The 17,460-nt window shown below is 55.0% G+C and carries 14 protein-coding genes; 1 reads left to right on the top strand and 13 read right to left on the bottom strand.

Annotated elements, in window-relative coordinates; translation table 11 throughout:
* Nucleotides 1–90: 90 nt before the first annotated feature.
* The 13 genes from FOM92_RS14955 to FOM92_RS14895 form a co-directional block, all read right to left on the bottom strand.
* Nucleotides 91–2,013, bottom strand: a complete 1,923-nt coding sequence (locus FOM92_RS14955; RefSeq protein WP_170226917.1) for a sensor histidine kinase — start codon at nucleotides 2,011–2,013, stop codon at nucleotides 91–93.
* The gene (locus tag FOM92_RS14950) at nucleotides 2,013–3,089 is read right to left on the bottom strand and encodes a DUF1176 domain-containing protein (protein WP_211347419.1); all 1,077 of its coding nucleotides are present in this window, start codon (nucleotides 3,087–3,089) and stop codon (nucleotides 2,013–2,015) included. Before FOM92_RS14950 ends, FOM92_RS14955 begins: the two co-directional genes overlap by 1 nt.
* Nucleotides 3,090–3,111: 22 nt before the next feature.
* Entirely contained in the window at nucleotides 3,112–3,693 is a 582-nt protein-coding gene (locus FOM92_RS14945; RefSeq protein WP_143777607.1) for a hypothetical protein, read from the bottom strand.
* Entirely contained in the window at nucleotides 3,690–4,322 is a 633-nt protein-coding gene (locus FOM92_RS14940) for a hypothetical protein (protein ID WP_143777606.1), read from the bottom strand. The genes FOM92_RS14945 and FOM92_RS14940 overlap by 4 nt, the downstream gene beginning before the upstream one ends.
* A gap of 25 nt (nucleotides 4,323–4,347) precedes the next feature.
* Nucleotides 4,348–5,367, bottom strand: a complete 1,020-nt coding sequence (locus FOM92_RS14935; RefSeq protein WP_211347418.1) for a hypothetical protein — start codon at nucleotides 5,365–5,367, stop codon at nucleotides 4,348–4,350.
* A gap of 68 nt (nucleotides 5,368–5,435) precedes the next feature.
* Nucleotides 5,436–6,323: a DUF1176 domain-containing protein gene (locus FOM92_RS14930; protein ID WP_143777604.1), complete on the bottom strand. Its 888-nt coding sequence runs from the start codon at nucleotides 6,321–6,323 to the stop codon at nucleotides 5,436–5,438.
* Complete coding sequence (locus FOM92_RS14925; protein WP_143777603.1) at nucleotides 6,323–7,294, bottom strand: hypothetical protein; 972 nt, start codon at nucleotides 7,292–7,294, stop codon at nucleotides 6,323–6,325. Before FOM92_RS14925 ends, FOM92_RS14930 begins: the two co-directional genes overlap by 1 nt.
* Complete coding sequence (locus FOM92_RS14920; protein ID WP_143777602.1) at nucleotides 7,291–8,190, bottom strand: DUF1176 domain-containing protein; 900 nt, start codon at nucleotides 8,188–8,190, stop codon at nucleotides 7,291–7,293. The genes FOM92_RS14925 and FOM92_RS14920 overlap by 4 nt, the downstream gene beginning before the upstream one ends.
* A 64-nt stretch (nucleotides 8,191–8,254) precedes the next feature.
* Nucleotides 8,255–9,358, bottom strand: a complete 1,104-nt coding sequence (locus tag FOM92_RS14915) for a DUF1176 domain-containing protein (RefSeq protein WP_143777601.1) — start codon at nucleotides 9,356–9,358, stop codon at nucleotides 8,255–8,257.
* Nucleotides 9,359–9,437: 79 nt separating this feature from the next.
* Nucleotides 9,438–14,327 (bottom strand): beta strand repeat-containing protein, encoded by a 4,890-nt coding sequence (locus tag FOM92_RS14910; protein WP_143777600.1) that lies wholly within the window; start codon nucleotides 14,325–14,327, stop codon nucleotides 9,438–9,440.
* A gap of 173 nt (nucleotides 14,328–14,500) precedes the next feature.
* Nucleotides 14,501–15,265, bottom strand: coding sequence for a response regulator (locus FOM92_RS14905; RefSeq protein ID WP_211347417.1), 765 nt, complete (start codon nucleotides 15,263–15,265; stop codon nucleotides 14,501–14,503).
* A complete protein-coding gene (locus FOM92_RS14900) occupies nucleotides 15,258–15,695 on the bottom strand; it encodes a hypothetical protein (RefSeq protein ID WP_143777599.1) in 438 nt (145 codons plus the stop codon). Before FOM92_RS14900 ends, FOM92_RS14905 begins: the two co-directional genes overlap by 8 nt.
* Before the next feature lie 75 nt (nucleotides 15,696–15,770).
* A complete protein-coding gene (locus tag FOM92_RS14895; protein ID WP_143777598.1) occupies nucleotides 15,771–16,346 on the bottom strand; it encodes a hypothetical protein in 576 nt (191 codons plus the stop codon).
* Nucleotides 16,347–16,387: 41 nt separating this feature from the next.
* Here FOM92_RS14895 and FOM92_RS14890 point away from each other — a divergent pair, with 41 nt between their 5' ends.
* Nucleotides 16,388–17,434, top strand: a complete 1,047-nt coding sequence (locus tag FOM92_RS14890) for a hypothetical protein (RefSeq protein ID WP_143777597.1) — start codon at nucleotides 16,388–16,390, stop codon at nucleotides 17,432–17,434.
* Nucleotides 17,435–17,460: the final 26 nt, after the last annotated feature.

Here is a 17,460-nt window from a genome sequence, read left to right as displayed (position 1 = left end):
CGGCTTTCTCTCCCGTCAAGACCGCACCCCAAAAGGAAAGCAGAACCAAAAAAACAACGAGAGCTGCCGTCGCGCCATCACGCCATATTCTCATTGCGTTATCTCCCCCACAGACTGGCCAAATGCTAGGCAAAGCTTCGTTCCTGTGCCACTGCTTTCTATCGAAAGCTCTCCGCCGAGATTACGCGCACGTGTTTCCATACTGGTGAGCCCTCGTCCCCGACGCAGGGCGGAAGGCAGGCCTGTACCATTATCGCTGACACTGATTTGTATAGTACCGGCGTCGTGCGCCGATCCCTGGACAGTGATCTTCGTCGCCGCCGAATGCCGCATCGCGTTGGTCACGGCTTCCTGCAATATGCGCAAAACTTGCAAAGTCGGTCGCGGGCCCAGATCGATTGACTCTTCGATATCGTGATAAAACTCCAGCTCGATTCCGCTCGCCTCCACTTGCGTCCTGACGCGATGTTCGAACGAGCGGAATGTTTCCGCGAGGCCTTCTTCGGCGCTATCCATCGAGTCCACAATGAGCCGGAGATCTGCAATACTTGATTGAAGCCCTTGCTCGATCTCGACCTTGTTGGCGCCACCTTGCCGTACCTGCATCATCAAGCCCAGCAACTGGCCACCGATGCCATCGTGCATGTCCCGGACGATGCGCTGGCGTTCTTCCAGCATTACCTGACGCTGCAACATCTGTTTTTGCGCGTCATAGCTGCGGCTGAGCTCAGCATCTTGCTCGGCCAAACGCGCCGCCAATATTTCATTTGAGCGGGTTACTTCACGCCGCGCTTCGCCTGCTTGCCGGGCCAATGACAGGACCATCCCGATGCCCAGCAAAGGTCCGACGAGCGGCGACCAATAAAGACTGATCGGCCAGTCCGGATTAAATGGTGCGAACGGTTCGAAGAAAAGCGAGAATCGATCGACCGCAAGAGTTGTCAAACACAGTATGAAGATAAGACGTTCGCCCCACCTTTCCATAGCTGACTTTACCGAATGACGGACTATCGCAAGGATCGCGAGTATCGCTATGACGAGCACAGCCCCATTCGACAATAGCAAGGCAATTCGAAAGGGTGCGAAGCTATATTCCGGCCAAAAGATCAACAATATGATGATGGCCGCGATAATGGCGACAGCGAATCCGCCCACTGCAAAAATTGGCCAACGCTGACGACTGCCGGTGTCGAGGACCGTATAACGGCCCGCACTTAAGCCCAAGGCAAGATTGCAAAGGACAAGAATTGGCAGCTGAAACCAGAGCAGACTACCTGCCTGCGGTGCCAAAGTGAAAAATAGCGTTGAAGCGGCATTGATGGTCAAGAAAGCGATCAACCAGCGCATGCGCGATCGATCTTCATGTGGCCAATTTACGACCAAACATAAGGCGACGGTAAACAGCAGAATTGCAACGCCCGCGACAGGAATATCAACCTGCAACAGGCCTCTTAGGCGGTAGGCAGATTCAAGGTCGCGCGCAGGACCAATTGCGAAGGGAGACAGGGATATCTGCGGAAGGAGCGTGTCTGTTCTAATATAAAGGACATTGGTGCCATTTTGCAGGTAGTTGGCTGGCAAGGGGTATAATGCCGTTTCGACGCTGATATCGCCCTGCAAACGCCGAAGTGGCTTGTCGGGCTGGATCGGGACGCCATTGAGACTTATTCCATCAATATCCTCCCGGTTTTCCAGAAAGAATGACAATGGCTGGTTCTTATCGGCGACGGTAAACAACATGCTGAAGACGGCATGGTCGGCTTTGTCACTTCCGTTTGCGAGATAACCGCGAAAGCGGTCCCGTTCCGCCTTTAACTCCCAACCGCCACTGAGCGGCTGTCCGTTCTTATCATAAAGTACATAGTGAACACCCTCCCTCATCGCCATATTTGCTGGCCGCGCGGCGCGTTCGGTTATGCCGACGACTGACCAAAATAGGGCTTGCGATAAAAGCAGTAACAGCAACCCGGCCACCCACATCCGGGCTTTTGCCTTGGGGGAGGAAGCGTCCATTACTCTGGGATCGCGCGATAGGTCTGAAACCATTGATTGATCGGTATATCGAGGCAGGCAGGCATTTCAATGGCATCAATCATTTCAAAGGCTTCGCCTGTCCACGCCCATCTGCGCTTCCATCCACAACTTCGCACATCTTCGCCCGTATAATAGCCTGTGAGTTGACCCGATGCAGGATCGTACCAACTGTGCGGAACTATAGGCAGTTCGGCATCGCGGCCTTGCTCGGGCCGTGGCAGCTTGAACATTTCAAACCGGTTGGCGCTCGTCTCAACCATCCACAAATGTGTCGGATTATGCGGCGTGCTCGAACAAATGATCGACCATAGTGCTTGCCCATTTTGCAAACGGAAGCGCTGGATATTGGTTTCGTTGGGATCCGAAGGGCCGCTGCATTGCGCTCCTCTTATCCGTTGCATTTCCTGATGATCAGGCATTTCCGAAGATGGCTCATTAATCCCGCGGATGACATGCACAACCGGGCGCGGTGGCGCACTTGGAACCGAACCGGCTGACTTTTTGCCCTTTGCATAGATGGCTGTTTCTGACCCTCGACGCTCTTGAAATTCATCGATGAACCGCATGGCCGCGACCAACCCCTTGGTTGTAATGATGCCATGCATGGCACCCGATTTCCGCCGGGTGGCTGCTCGATCCGTTTTGCTGCTTTCGATAAAGAACTGGCCAACCAACGAAGGCGCAATTTCATACCGTCCAGGTTCAATCTCGATCAGCGTGTAAGCTTTGCCCGTGCAATCACCGTCACAATCTTTGTAGACATGCAGAGTCAACGCACCGAGCGGCTTCACTTCACCCCAGGTTGAGGTATCGACATAAACCCTTGCCCTCGCCTTTGGCCCAGCCGATCGCTTCACCCATAATTTAGGGCTGGCATAGTCTCCGGGATCCGTACGATTGACCCGGTCGACATATTCGCGCGAAACACTGACCGCAGTGCATTCACGTGCATTATCACACGCAACCGACCAATCCCCGAACTCCGTAACTTCAGGTGCGATCCACTCTCCGGGCTTTGAATCTTCTGCGGCGGCCGGAATTGCAAAGAGCAACATCAAGCCGATCGCAAAACCCGATTTAAACACCCGAAAACCTTTTACGCCAACCGCTTATCGTCATCGCCAAGCCAGCAATAAATACTGCTCCAGCCCCCAGATACCACCACATCATATAGGCGAACGAGGTCTGATGCTCGAACTCTTCGGTCAACATCATGCTGCCATAATCTGATGGATTGTGAATGATCGTCGTTTTCTGTCCAGCATTCAGCGCGTCAAAATAGGATCTACCCACGGCGATTTCCCGTGTCGTTACGGCCGGATATTGCGATACGGGGAAAGGCTTTCCCGCTTTCCAGGCCGCATATTTCTGTTGCGCACTGAAATCATGGCTGAGTTTGAGTTTAAAGATTTCGCGGCTCTTGGTCCGGCCCTTCCTGTCAGTATAGCTTTCGCTCTCAAGAGATCTGTCTTTTACGGTCGCTTCGGCAACCATTCCGCTACGCTTCAAATCAGACAGATTTTCACTTTCCTGATTTGTAAGGAACAGTCCGAACGGTGCAACAATCATCGCGACGAGGCCGGTCATCAACAGAAGTTCGCCGGGCTTACCCTTCCTGCGTTCGCGGAGCTGGTCCAGAGCGGGTTGATAGTCGTTCATGGATTTGTGCCCGGCACGGTTGATGCTGCTGCAATACCACGCAGCATTGAAGCCTTGCTAATGCGGCGTCCGATGAACCAGAAGATTAGCATGAGGGCAAGGGCAATGGCCATTTTGGGGTAGTAGGGTGACGGGTCGAAGGCTTCTACCTCGGATACCAGCACTGGGCTTTCGCTATCCCAGGGTGTGTTCACAACAGTCAGCATGTCGCCAACCTTTGTCTTGTTGTAAAATTCTTCTGTCACCCACATCACGCCGACATTGCCTGCGTCCTTCATCGGATCGCCAGTTAATGCGGGCGCGACCGGCAAGTCGGCCTCCTTTACCTTCGATGGAAAATCGGCATATTTGACGGTGGATTTGGGGACGTGCCTGATGCTCAAGACCCAGATGTCATTCGTTGTCGTCGAGCCCGAACTGCGCCTGCGAAGGCCGGATGTCTGGGTGGTTGTCTGGTCCTTTTCCTTGGCAGTAACCAGCGCGCGCGAGACAACACCCTGATTTCGCAATTTGTCGTTTTCGGATTGATCGTCCATCATCCGCATAAAAAAGATGAAGGCGAAAATTAGTGCCAGCACGGCCAGAAGTTTGAAACAAAGGCCAATCCAAGGCCGGGCAACAGCATTCATGATAAAATTCCCCTGATTCCAATGATCAGGGTCGCTTTACCCCCTCAACTATGGGGGGCGCATTCCCTTCATTTGTGGGGGGTGTGTCGGCATATTTCCAGCTCGTCGGATACCAGACTTTGGGCCATAAATCGTAGGGCACTGCCCTACAGCGATCATAGCGCCGGTCTTCGATCATTGCGAATTTACTGCCCGTAAATCCTATCTTCAACCAACGCCCGCACTCCAGATTCCCATTTTTGGGAATTTGGATTTCAAGGAGCGATGTCTCCGCGTTAAATCCTGCATAGCCGTGGGGATATATCTTCCCGTCACTATAGCTAACGTCAAACTTTACCGGCTCTTGTCCTGCTTTTTGCAGGAAAATCTTTGATCCCTCTGGACAATCCGCAGTAAAGAGCACCTGATCGGGGGCGACACGGACACCGAAGGGCATATCGACATATGTCCGCGTATCACACGATAACAGCACAGAGTCCGGCACGCTGCCTTCGAAGGGCAAAGCCCGCAAAATCACATAATGATATTCCTTCAGCCATTCGGCCGTTTCCTGCGCCGTCATCCGGGGCTTTTTGGGATGTTGCAGCCTGTCCATCTTGCGAAACAGCCGGGCCAGATCTCCTCTGGGCATTTTTGCTACGTTCCGGCCCCGATCTTGGACCACTGCGCCTGGCCAACGTTTAAGCGCACTGATAATCTTGGCCGCAATATCTGGAGTGACAGTATATGCGCCATCGGCTTCAATTTCGCCTAGCTCCAGCCTTATGGGCGGCGGCATCTTCGGCAAGCCCCGCGAATAGAGCCGCCAATTTGTCACGGGAAGAGAGGCGTCGATGCGTCCGACTGAATCGACAAAAGCAATCCGCAGGCTGGGTTTCGCATCCTTTGCTATACCGCGCTTGATCATGACGACTGCGCGAATAGCTGCATGACCATGGGGGATCTTGACCACACCGATTATCTGGCAAAGCTGCGAGCTATTGCACTGCAGCGTCCAGTCGCCGGCATTATAAGGGCGATCGAGGTCCTTGAGATAATCAGGCACTTGCTCCGCTGATTTTGCAGGAGCTGAGGCGACCAACAGGATGAAAACTGCCAATAGGAACCGCATTGTCATTCCTCTGGACTGATCGTGTCGGCACGGTAGGTTTGTATCCAGTGCGCAGGACCAGACCCGTTGCAAACTGGCATTTCGCGGCGTTCAACGAGCACAAAGTCATTACCAGTGCCAACATGGCCCCAACGCTCAAACACACCGCAGTCTCCTTCGAGTGTTTTTGCGCGGGTCACATTGACCAGCCCCCGATCAGGCTTCGGGTCAACCTCGATAATTTCGTCAAGTGCCCGTCCTGGATATTCCACCATCCAGTTGTGCAGTTGTTCGCCATTGAATTTGGAAAGTTGCACAGTATCCGCTTCCGGCGGAACGGGATGGGCATAGTCGTACATTATATTATCCGGCCGCAAGACCAGCGCGCCGGGAGTATCATCAAGCCCTTGTTGCCGGTCAAAATATGCCAGAGCCTCGTCAAATTGTTCGGCATTCAAGGATAACCCGCGCTTGTCCGCAATCGAAACAATGACCCGTGATGCCCGGCGAAGGCCGTACAGAACGGATCGAGCCTCCTCATCGTCGAAACGATACCCTCCTTCACCGTCGATCGAGGCGTAGTAGATGAGGATATTGCCCACACCCGGATTTTCGTTGAAGCGAAATACCATCGTTACCAATGGCGGTCTGGGCACATCAGTCGTCGTCAGATTTTCAGGATCGATCAGCCGAATTTCCGGAATAGCATCGCGTTGTGGATGATGCCGGATTTGCAAAAACGGATCACCGCCCTCCCGATGCATGCCGTTCTTTGCATCAACCGCGCGGATCGCGGTGCAGATATTCTCATTATTGCAGCCCGCGAGCCAGCCGCCAAAGCTTGCCACTTTGGCCTCGGTGGTCCCACCAACTGCTGCTATAAAAATTATGGGAAAGAGCCAATCGAGCATCACCAATGTTCCGGCATGATGAGGGCTGGGTTGCGATAGGTCTGAACCCAGTCGCCCGAATAAAGACCGATACAATGACGGGCCTCGCGCCGCTCGGCAAGGACGAAGCCTGAGGATGTTGCAGCATAAACAGCCAGTAACCCGCAGTCATCCGACCCCGCCGATTTCCGGGTTACAAGTAAGCCCTGGGTCGGTTCAAAATAGGCATGGTAGAGACCTGCTGCCTTACCATCGGCTTTCGGGCCAACGGCTTCATCAATTCCTATTGGCGTGAGTCTGCCGCTCTGCTTATCCATAGTAAACCAGAGCATTTCGGCGCTAAATCTGCCCTTGGGCGAACAGACGTAGCGCAACAGGCGAAAGCCATCGCCCACATCCCAAGCGGCGTCGACGATGCCCTTGTTGGGCGAAGTGCATTCGGCCAATATTGTTTCTGTCAAAGTCGGTGCACGAAAGTTGCGCAACCTGACACCTTTCACCGGCATAATCGGCTCTTGCTGCGCAAGCCTGACGGGATAGGCCCGAAGCCATCGCCGGTGCAGAGCTTCCAGCCGGGGGAAGTCACGTCCCCGCACATAGTAAACCGTTTCGTCGCCGTCTTTATAGGTGAGCATATAGGTACGGCCATCGCGCAATTCGGCGAGAAGCACAGCGGTCTGCTGGGGCGACGGCTTCACATCGGGAAGCCGCTGTTCGTAATCGAGCGGGATGATGGTCAGTTCCGGGTCCTGACCCTCGGCATTATTGAACACTATCCGAAGGGCGCCTCTTATGCCTTCCATCTTCACCTTGCGGGGCGGCACGGCACCGATTGCGATACAATTCCCGAAATTGTCACAGCCCATATCCCAGCCGTCGACTTGCATGACGGCTTCATTAATGTAGCGTGGCGAAATATCCCGATCACCCTTGGGCGGCAAACAGCCCGCCAGCAGCATGGCGATAATCAAGGTGTATGTGCAGAAATTCATGGTCCGCTATCCGGGCCGTTGAGCACAGTCGCGCGATAAGTGACTATCCAGCCTTCGGGCCCAATGCCTGTCCCGCATTGCGGCATTGAGCGCTCCTCGACCAGCTTCATGCCATCCACTCCCCATGCATAGTTGCGGTAAATACCGCAATCCTCGGTGAAGCTTTGCCAATGGCCAAAATAATGCTCAGAACGCAGGTAGCCGCTCTTTTCATCGAACCAGCTATTGTAAAGCGTTACGGGTTGGCCATCGCGGTCCGGAAAAACAACTTCCGTGGCAGGCGCGCCTTGCGGTCCGGCTACAAACCAGAAACTGATCGCGTTAAGCCCCTCATTTCCGCACCCGGCACGCCATAACGTCTGGCCGCCAATTGCGCGCCACGCCTGCGTGGACTGCCCCATATGCCCATCCGGGCAGCGCTTGGCCGCAAGCAAAATTTTAGGCGGCGGAGTAAGCTTTTCAAGCCGAACTGCAGGGAGAGGTGTCACAACGTCGATCCTCGCCGTTGTCGAAGGTGACCTTGTGCGCCACGCCTGAAGAGTGGCCATCACATTGGCAAATCCCGATCGCGGGATATCAAAATGTCTCCCACTCTCCACCATGTGCAGAAAGTCCGGCCCTTCACTTTGCTCCAAATCTTGCTGAAGCTTATTTCCCGCTTCCGGCAACAGGACTGCAATTTGCTCGTCCCGGCGGCGGATGGAAAAGACATAGCTATCGGTCTTTCCCCCGGCCCAAGTCATCTGGACATAGGGCGTGTCATCTCCTTCATCCGATGCATCCAATGGTGCGATTGCGGTGCATGTCTTCAAATTATTGCAGCCCACCGCCCATTGCCCGTAAAGCAATACGTCTTTTTCAACGTTCAAAGCGTCGACGGCTGGCCCATCAAGCACAGCACATCCCGCCAATAGACGGAAAAAGACTGCCAGAGGCCAAAGCTTTCGAGGCCATCGAGCGCTACTCATCCGGGCCTCCCCCTTCGGTCGGTAAATAATAGGTGCGGATCCACTGGTCGGACGCGATCCCCTTGCACAGCGGCATTTCGCGCCGTTCAAGCAGTTGCCATCCAGAAGCGGTAAATCCCCAGGCGCGGAAGGTGCCGCAATCTTCGCGGCCGTCCAGATATTGGTAGGATCGCAATATGCCGAAATCCCAGTCAAAGGCCACACCATCCAACCCGTCAATACCAGCTCGAACCTTGCCATCGCGCGGTTCTGGCAGATCGACCGGCGCTGAAAGCGCAACGGCGCTTGGTGCCATATCCCAATGCGTACGCGTCAATCCACCCGCCATTGTGCATTCGAAACTCCAGAGTATCGCGCCATTAGCGAAGTGAAATTGGCGAGGATTAGCCATGAAATCATTTTTGCATCGGCCTTCTGCCAAGATCGGGACAAAGCCGGAAACTATGGTTTCGCGCGCAACAATCCGCTTCAGTTTCCCGGCAACCGGCATAGTGCTGCCGTCAGGAAGCTCGCCGGGTAGATCGTCAATCGCCTGGTCGGCCCGTATTTTGAGTAACTGCGCACGCCGACTCTGCATGGTGGTAAAGGCACGATTGAATTCGGCTTCGGGGAAACGAACAATAACTGTGTTGTTGGACAAAGCCTTTCCTGTCAGCCGCTTGTTGCCCTGCAAATGTTTGACAACAGCAGCCGCCTCCATCGGCAAAAGTGCCTGGCGGGAAAAGCCGTGTGGGATTGAAATGGCGGCAACTTCATATTCGACATTGAGTACGAAACGACCACTCGAATAAGCTGTTGCTTTACCCGCTATATCGACACCGAACGGGACCAATTCAACCACCGGCGCTGCATCGTCTGACCCGCTAAGACTGATCTGGACAGCCATTTCCTTGGATGCGACATCAAGCTCGCGCATGATTGCTCGTTTCGGAAAGCCGATCATTGTGCATTCGGCGTTGTTGTCACAGCCAACCAGCCAATCTCCATATTGCTGCACGCCACCGCGCATCAATTGGAAGTCCGGATGCAACGACTTTGCGTATGCGGTTGGCGAAAGAAAGCTGACCGCCGAAACCACCAAGGCGGATGACAACATCGACGCTGCCACCCGCCCACGCGACTGCCGTTCTGGCTGTGGGCCACCGTTCGACAGCCGGGGTGCGCCCCGGAGGGAGTTAAAAGGCGAAGCTGACACCGGCGTGAACCGCATGACGGTCGGTCTGGCCAACTTCGCCACGGTAACCGATGCTGAAAGTTGCCCCATTGCGGATGGTGTAATCCAAAGCGACACCGAACAGTCCTTGCAAACTGTCACGGGTATCACCCTGAAGTACAATGCCCGCATTGCTTGCAGCAAATGTTACCGGGATTTCGCGATCGCCCAACGCACCAAGGTAGCGCGCGCCCAGATCGATGCGCAGATCAAGGCCCTCCGGTGTTTCCTCTCCACCATTTGACCGATCCCACAGGCTGGTTTTGGCGGTCAGCTTGGCCTGGCCTTCAAGGCTATTGGTCTTCAGCTCGCCAATCGAGAGACGCAGCGGGCTCGTTCCAGATTCGCTATATGCGTCCTGCGTCTGACGGACATAGCTTCCGCGTGCTTGTGCGCTAAACGCCCAGCCGCCGGTGGAACCAAGCGGCACGCCCAACTCTGCAAAGCCACCGAATATTTTGGAATCGGTGCTGCCATCTACGCTCGCCGCAAAGCCGTTGAAACTGACATTGCGCGTAGTGTCCTGATCGACCTTGCCAAACAGCATTCCGCCGCCAAACACAAACCCGGTGCCGGAGTAACGGGCATGCAGACTACCCAAAAGGCTCGACTGCTCTCCACCGCCACCATTGGCACCCAAAGTGATGTCGCCTTTTGCCCAGCCAAAAGCAGCGCCGAGCGTTACATTCGAGCCTGCATCAAAGTTGATACCGCCACTCGTGCCGCGCGTGTCATGGTCGTAAGCGAGGGTTGTGCCAGACGCGCTTCGTTTACCCCATGCGCCAAAGCCACTCAGCCAAATGCGGTTTCCTTCCCCGTGCCGCACCGCACCGATACCGATGCTGTCCACGAAGCCGAGGGCCGAATCGGCGGCTGCCATCGATTGCGCATTGAACGTCGAAGGACGGGCGGTCAGGACAGATGGCGCCATGAATGCGCTGTTCGTCTGGTAGATGACCGCCAGCGGCAACTGGGCACCGATCGTTTCGACCGTTGCAAAAGTCCCTGATAGAGTGCCACCTGTGCGCAAGAAGGTTCCGCCCTGCCCCTCGGCACCTCCAATCGAAACGAAGCGCAGCGTGCCGCCATTCAACGTCGCGTTACCGGTAACGTCGAGCAGATCGATATTGCCCGCGCCATCAAATTCGATTTCCAGCACCGAATTGGCGCTATGCGTATAGTTTCCTTGAACCGTTAGCGTGCCAATGCTGTTGCCGGGCGCAATGGTTCCGTTATTCGTCAGGTTACCGATAATACGGCCGGTTCCATCCAGTGTCGCATTTGCACCAACTGTGACATTAGTAGTACCAACGACATTCATCCGGGTGCGGCCTGCCTGAAGGTTGAGACTGCCGAGTGCGAAATTGTTGGCAAAGCTCAGTTGCCCCGTCCCCAGCTTGTTGAAGCTACCGGAACCCGACAAGCCATTTGCAAAGGTAACCGCATTGGTGTTGGTGTAATTCAGCGCAGCGCCGGCAGCGATGTTGACAGTACCCGAACCGAGAGCACCACTTCCGGTGACATTCAAACTTCCGCCAAGAATGCTAATTCCGCCGCTATGGGTATTTGTCCCCGATAGAGTCGTCGCACCGGCAGATGTTTTGATGATTTGCCCTGCGCCCTGAACATTATTGCTGAAGGTAATGTCACCCAAAGCAAGTTCTGCGCCGCTGTTGATCTGAACTATACCCGTTCCAAGGCTGTCACCGAAATTCAGTCCCAGACGACCTGCACTGATCAGAGTGCCGCCCGAATAGCTGTTACCTGAAGCATTCATTACCACAGTACCCGAACCGTCTTTTATCAACGTTCCGACACCATTGATCTGGTTGTTCAATGCCACATTTGTCGTGCCGCTATAATTGACCGTCAGCGTCGTATTTGCGCCACTTAGCGAGACTGCTCCGGTGCCCAACGCCGCAGGACTGTTCACAATAATCCCGCCCTGTTGGATGTCGGTGCCTCCGCTATGCGTATTGGTGCCCGTCATGACGGCGATATTGTTTGCCGTTTTGATAATCTGTCCCGCGCCCGATACATTATTGGCAAAATTGACACCGCCAATTCCGAGGATAGCGTTCTGCAAAACAACGACATCCCCGGTACCGAGACCCAAGCCGTTGTTCAGCCCCACGCGACCTGAATTGATCACGGTTCCGCCCGTGAAACTGTTGGCATTGTTCATGACGAGAAGACCGTTGCCATTCTTCGTCAATGCACCCGCACCGCTGATTACGGTATTGCTGACTTCTGTGGTGCTGTTGTCGAAAACAAGCTGCGTATCGGCGGCGGTCGTAACCGGTCCGCCGCCCAATGCCGCGGCCGTATTCACAATGACACGCCCGCCAACAATATCGACACCGCCTGTCAGGCTGTTGCTCAGCAAGGTTAGATCACCCACATCCGATTTGCGCAAAATGCCGGCACCGGTCACCGTTTGGTTGAGCGTTTGTTGTCCAGCAATGGAAAGGTCCAATGCCGCACCTGCCTGAACCGTGATGGCGCCAGTGCCCAGGAAGCTGATATCGGTCACCCGGATGGCACCTTGCTGGATATCAGTGCCGCCGCTGTACGTGTTTGCGCCGATCAAGGACACCGTTCCACTGCCGGTTTTTACGATGCGCCCCAAGCCGGTCACATCGTTTGACAAAGTGGTCAACGCATTGGTGGAAAGGTCGAGAACGCTGGTTGCGCCAGTGAGATCGATCCTGGCTGTGCTGCCAATATTCTGGCTGCCTTCAATCTGCAGGGTACCACTGTTGACAAAAACAACACCCGACAAATTGCTGTTGCTGCCCGTAAGGGTGAAGCGGTTTGAACTTGCCAGTTCCAGATCGCCTGCTCCGGTAAGCGACGCAGCGATAACGGTGTCCACGCCTGCGCTGTCGACCGTCACATAGGAACCGGATGCGATGCTGACCGTTCCGGAACCCAGCGCGCTACCGTCGGACGCCTCAATCCATCCATCCTGCACATCAAGCAGTCCAGTAAAGCCGCTGTTATTCCCCGTAAGAGTCGCGCCATTGTTCGCCGTTTTGACGATATTGCCGGCACCGGTGACGGAGTTGGCCAAGGTGATGTTGCCAATGCCCAACTCTGCACCGCCATTCACCTCGATGTTTCCGGTGCCCAAAGCGTTCCCGTTGTTCAGCCCGATCCGGCCCGCACGGATTATGGTTCCGCCGGTGTAAGTGCTGGTCTGGTTCATCACGACATCGCCCGTGCCCTCTTTAATGAAGCTGCCGCCACCGGTCATGAAGGGTGCCGTTTGAAGCAGTTGCCCTGCACCATTGTAGTTGAGGATTAGGGCGCCTCCAGAATTGGCAATAACCTGACCGGTGCCAAGGCGGGCGAAGCTGTCAACGCGAACCGCACCGTTGTTGATTAGCGTTCCTAACGCATAGCTGTTGGTCCCTGTCAGATCGAGGATACCTGTCCCGCCCATCACCAATGCAAGGTTACCCGTAAGGTTGTTAGACAGCACTTCGTTTGTCGAGTTTCCGAGCGCGAGAACGGCCCCGGCAGTGCTCGACGTCACCGTTCCGGTGCCGAGTGAGTTGACGCTGGACACGTCGAGGACACCGCCCTGCACATCGAGGCCGCCGGAAAAGCTATTGTTGCCACTCAAGCGGCTATTACCGCTGCCGGTAACGATGACTTGTCCCGTACCGCTAATAGTGTTGGCGAGATTGACGCCCCCGAAAGACAAGGTGCCACTATTGATGATCGATCCCGTGCCAAAAGCATCGCTCGTCGTAACCGTGGCCGTGCCGCCCAGAATGTTGAACACCCCGGTAAAGCCGCTGGACGATCCACCATAGGTGACAGGATCGAGCGTGTTATGCAGGATCGTCCCAGATCCGGCAAAGCTGTTGGTGACAGTTGTCGGGGTTGTGAAATCGAGCGTCAGAACTGTTCCGTTTGATAGTGTCACCAAGCTATTCGCCAGACCAAGCGCCTGAACCCGGCGCGCCGACAGCGTGCCGTTGAGCAGATTGACTTGCCCAAAGCTGCCATTCTCACTCAGCGTGCGCGTGCCGCCTGCGCCCGCGATAACGTCGAGTCGCTCGACATCGATCGTTGAAAACGCGGTGTTTCCGGATCCATTCAGGATCAAACGGTCGCTTCCTGCACCGCCATTGATTGTATGCGTGACGTTGCTATTGCTGAATACTGCGGCCGTGCCAATGTTGATGATGTCGTCGCCATCGCCCGAATTGACAAACAAGCCATTGCCTTGGAGCGATATGGTGCCGTTTATGGCGAAGTTCTGATTACCGGTGCCGCCAGTCAGCAAATATGCGCCACCAAGATTGCCGGTCGAGGTTAGAGAGCCGCCTTGATTGATTGTGAAGGACTGGATTTGACCTGTTCCTGCGGAGAGCGAGATACCGCCCGGCGCGGCGGTAACTGCTCCGCCGTTAAGTATCGTCATGTTATTCTGGAGGCCGTTGATCACTGCCGTGAGATTGGTCGCGTTCCCCAAAACCTCCAATAAATTGACATTTCCAGTGCTGCTGTAATTGAGGTTAGCAGCACTGGTGCCCGCTGAGATGGACAGAGAATTCGCATCACCATTCAGTGTGACGGCACTGTTGTTCAATGTTGAACCAGCGCCTGATACCGAAACTTCCGTGGCGTTTGTGTTGGCTATAACGGTTAGCCCTGTGTTGGCGCCTGTACATTGCACGGCGGTGACGGGCGTAGTGATATTGTTCAGCGGCTGTGCCGGGCTTACCGCACACGCCGCCTGCGCGTCGTCCGCCATCATGAATGACATCAATGATGCGGAAGCCAAGAGGCCAAGACAACGGACAAGCTTCTGATTTTTACGAGCGCGAACAACAGACATGGGTATTCCCTTTGGTTACAATTTACCTTGCCTCCCTCCCACTCCAGCGACGAACATCATATCCCCACAGAGGAGGGGGTCTTTTTCGCACAAAAAACCCCGGCCAGTTGCCTGGCCGGGGATAAAGGATGGAGCACATTACTCCGGTGGGATCGCTTTCGAGAAAGTGAAGATCAGTCTCGATCGATACGGATCAGCTTGGCCTGGATCGCTTCGAACACAGCCTCGCCGCGCGATTTGACCTGTAGTTTCCGGTAAATACCCTGAACATATTCGGCGACGGTATAAGGCGACAGGTTCATGATCCGCGCCGCCTCTTTCCGGCTTAGTCCGCGGGCAAGATATTCGAGCAATTCCCGCTCGCGTGGGCTAAGGTGCGGGGCGTCGGGTTCGCTTGTTTCGACGACCGGCTCGTCCCGCACAAGGCTCAGTAGGTGGCTTGCAGCACGGGCACTGATGGGCGTTTCGCCGGCCAGCGTCGCGCGTACATGCGCCAATACCATATCGGCCGTTGTGTCTTTCAATATATAGCCATCGGCCCCTGCCTTCAGCGTATTGAGGACGCTTGCCTTGTCTTCAAAGACTGTGAAGACAAGCACCCGGCAGTTAGGGACCTTTGCGCGAATGGCTTCTATAAGGCTGATCCCGCTACCATCAGGCAAGCCGAGATCCAAAAGCGCAAGATCGGGCATCAAATCTACAAGAGGCAATCCATCGGCCAGATTGCCGGCATCGCCTACCAGCTCGATCTCCTCCGCAACCGAAAGGGCTCCGATAGCGTAATCACGCAGGCGCGCGTCATCCTCGACGACAATGACGCGCGCCTTAGATTTGAGAGCAGGTTCGATCTCGATTTCACTCATCACATCAATGGTGCCTGCAGCTTTCAACATTGTCCATCCCGCTTTGCGCATCATCTTGCGCCATAAATCAGCCAATGGCGGCCATCCCCTTACGTGCCTCTGCCATATTGTCCGCCAGATGCCCTGCGTCCGCCCCAACCCGAATGGCCGCTTCATAATTTTCGAGCGCCGCTCGATAATTTTTTTCCAGATGATAGCAAACACCAACTTGTTCCAGCGCATGCGCAAGCTCGTTCGGATAGTCGCGGGAGATGGATAGCCAAGCCTCCCTGCCCTTTGCGGTTTCATTTGCGAGCACCAATTTGATCGCAGCCTTTTGTCGGGCATCATAACTGCAATTTTCCGGATCCTTGCCGAGAGCGCGTTCAAAGAGCCCATCGGTCTTTGCTGCTTTTTCAGCCAATTCCTCAGCCTCCCGCTGCGCACGAGCTTCCGCTTTGGCTGCAATGCGTGCGGCCTTCTCCTGGGGCGATCCGCCGCCAAATAAAGTGCTCCAGAAACCCATGGATCCGTCCTTTCCTGATCTGGAGATGAACAGACCACAAGCAACGCCCTGTTACATCCCCGTCAGATGAGGGGATTAATCGGAACTCAGGCCCTGTACGGTCTCACCAAATATCTCGGTCATTACAGGATGTGCAGTGCCGCAAAGCAGTGCGAATTCATGGATATATTGCGCCTTTCCGGCATTACCCCTGTCATAGAGATTGAGACTGTAGAGTCCTAGCACACGGGCCTTCATTTCTTCGGTGGGATAGTCGGCGCGAAGTTTTTCGATGTGCATATCCGCCATGTCGTTCTGGCCCGCCAAAATCAGCTGCTCGATATCGTGCAACCGTTCAGCGACATCGTCACGCGATCGCAGGCTTTCGCGCAAGATGATCATGAGCGCACGAACAATGCCAATTTTTCTTTCCGCAGGCTTGGCTTGAAATCGGTTGCGGGAGAATTCGGTTGCGGCCATCCAACGTTGGCGTTCCCGCACGACTTCGACCTCGGAAACCGCGGTGCTCAAGGGGTTGGCTTCATCAACCTTAAGCCAAAGCGAGCCATCTTTCCGCTGTTCAACATCCGGTTCATTTTCGTGCATGACAAATGGATGGCGAACAGGATCGAGCACCTCAACCCCGCGATTTGAGGGGATAGCAGCTAACATAAAAGGCCCGCATCAACGCACCAACTTCACAACGGAGATGTATGATGCGTAAGACCCTGTTTTTGTCGATGGCCCTGACGTCGATAGTGTTAGGCGCCGCTGCCGACGCGCAGCGGGATCCAAGAGAAAGGTTCCAGCGCGCCCTTCCAATTGCCAAGCCCAAGCCCTTGAACCAAACCGCCAGCGGCCCGATACAAGACCAAGGGGTACACAATGCTGTCCACGCCGCGCACCAGAACCAGATTGTCTTTACGCGCAAAGACCTCGGGATCGGCGCCATCACTGAAAGCGACATCGTAACCGACTTCACTTTAGGTCAGCCGATGTTCTTCCGGGTGTTTACCGAACGGTCGGCGATTAACGCCATTGCGGCGGCCAACAATTTGAATGCCCGTGACCTATCTTCACACGCGGTGAAATACACAGCCCGTTTCACCATCGATGGGCATATATTCGAAACCTCGATGTTTCCTTGGGGGAATCCGCAAGATCACGAGACTTGGACGACATGGCGCGGCCAATTTGTGAACACAATTGGAGCACAGCGAACGCCGGGCACCGACGTCTTTATGGAAATGCTTTCAAAGGCAACCGCAGCAGGACTGCTCAAGCCCGGGAAATACAGCGTCAAGATGGAGGTCATCCCTCAGTCCTTCATTCAGAATGTTGGGGACTTCAAGTCTGGTGTTGTTGCAGCCGGCACGTTCAACCTCACCGTCCCTGCCGGTGCCTTTCAGCCCAGCAACACGGCAATATGCGGCACGGGCCGTGGTGGCGCTGGCAGCGCTGCCCTGGAGGCACGGGCGTTGTCAGAGGCGAAGCGGATTTCACGCAACCCGGATGTCACGCCGGTACGCGCCATCGGTATCGGCGATAGCTGGGATGTCGAGCGCAACGAAATCACCGGAATCCCGACCGAACGTGAAACAACGGTCGCCATCCTGGCGCGCGGCGCGAAATATTGCACAGCCAACGTCCACTATTTCTACGAGGATTATATGGGCGGCGGAACTTTCGGGACGTCAACTGCCAGCATTTCAATCAACCCCGCAAGTCTCCGATATATCCCTTGCGGTTGTCTCGGCTGAACTAACTCTATCACATCAAAGGAAAT

This window comes from Sphingorhabdus contaminans (assembly GCF_007280415.1).
In the GTDB taxonomy this organism is placed as follows: domain Bacteria; phylum Pseudomonadota; class Alphaproteobacteria; order Sphingomonadales; family Sphingomonadaceae; genus Sphingorhabdus_B; species Sphingorhabdus_B contaminans.
The sequence above is the reverse complement of the archived record's forward strand: the minus strand, read 5'-3'. Positions and strand labels throughout refer to the sequence as shown.

Coding starts and splice junctions, on each gene's coding strand:
- FOM92_RS14955 (WP_170226917.1), bottom strand. CDS start 2,013: ATGGACGCTTCCTCCCCCAAGGCAAAAGCCCGGATGTGGGTGGCCGGG.
- FOM92_RS14950 (WP_211347419.1), bottom strand. CDS start 3,089: ATGTTGCTCTTTGCAATTCCGGCCGCCGCAGAAGATTCAAAGCCCGGA.
- FOM92_RS14945 (WP_143777607.1), bottom strand. CDS start 3,693: ATGAACGACTATCAACCCGCTCTGGACCAGCTCCGCGAACGCAGGAAG.
- FOM92_RS14940 (WP_143777606.1), bottom strand. CDS start 4,322: ATGAATGCTGTTGCCCGGCCTTGGATTGGCCTTTGTTTCAAACTTCTG.
- FOM92_RS14930 (WP_143777604.1), bottom strand. CDS start 6,323: ATGCTCGATTGGCTCTTTCCCATAATTTTTATAGCAGCAGTTGGTGGG.
- FOM92_RS14925 (WP_143777603.1), bottom strand. CDS start 7,294: ATGAATTTCTGCACATACACCTTGATTATCGCCATGCTGCTGGCGGGC.
- FOM92_RS14915 (WP_143777601.1), bottom strand. CDS start 9,358: ATGTTGTCATCCGCCTTGGTGGTTTCGGCGGTCAGCTTTCTTTCGCCA.
- FOM92_RS14910 (WP_143777600.1), bottom strand. CDS start 14,327: ATGTCTGTTGTTCGCGCTCGTAAAAATCAGAAGCTTGTCCGTTGTCTT.
- FOM92_RS14900 (WP_143777599.1), bottom strand. CDS start 15,695: ATGGGTTTCTGGAGCACTTTATTTGGCGGCGGATCGCCCCAGGAGAAG.
- FOM92_RS14895 (WP_143777598.1), bottom strand. CDS start 16,346: ATGTTAGCTGCTATCCCCTCAAATCGCGGGGTTGAGGTGCTCGATCCT.
- FOM92_RS14890 (WP_143777597.1), top strand. CDS start 16,388: ATGATGCGTAAGACCCTGTTTTTGTCGATGGCCCTGACGTCGATAGTG.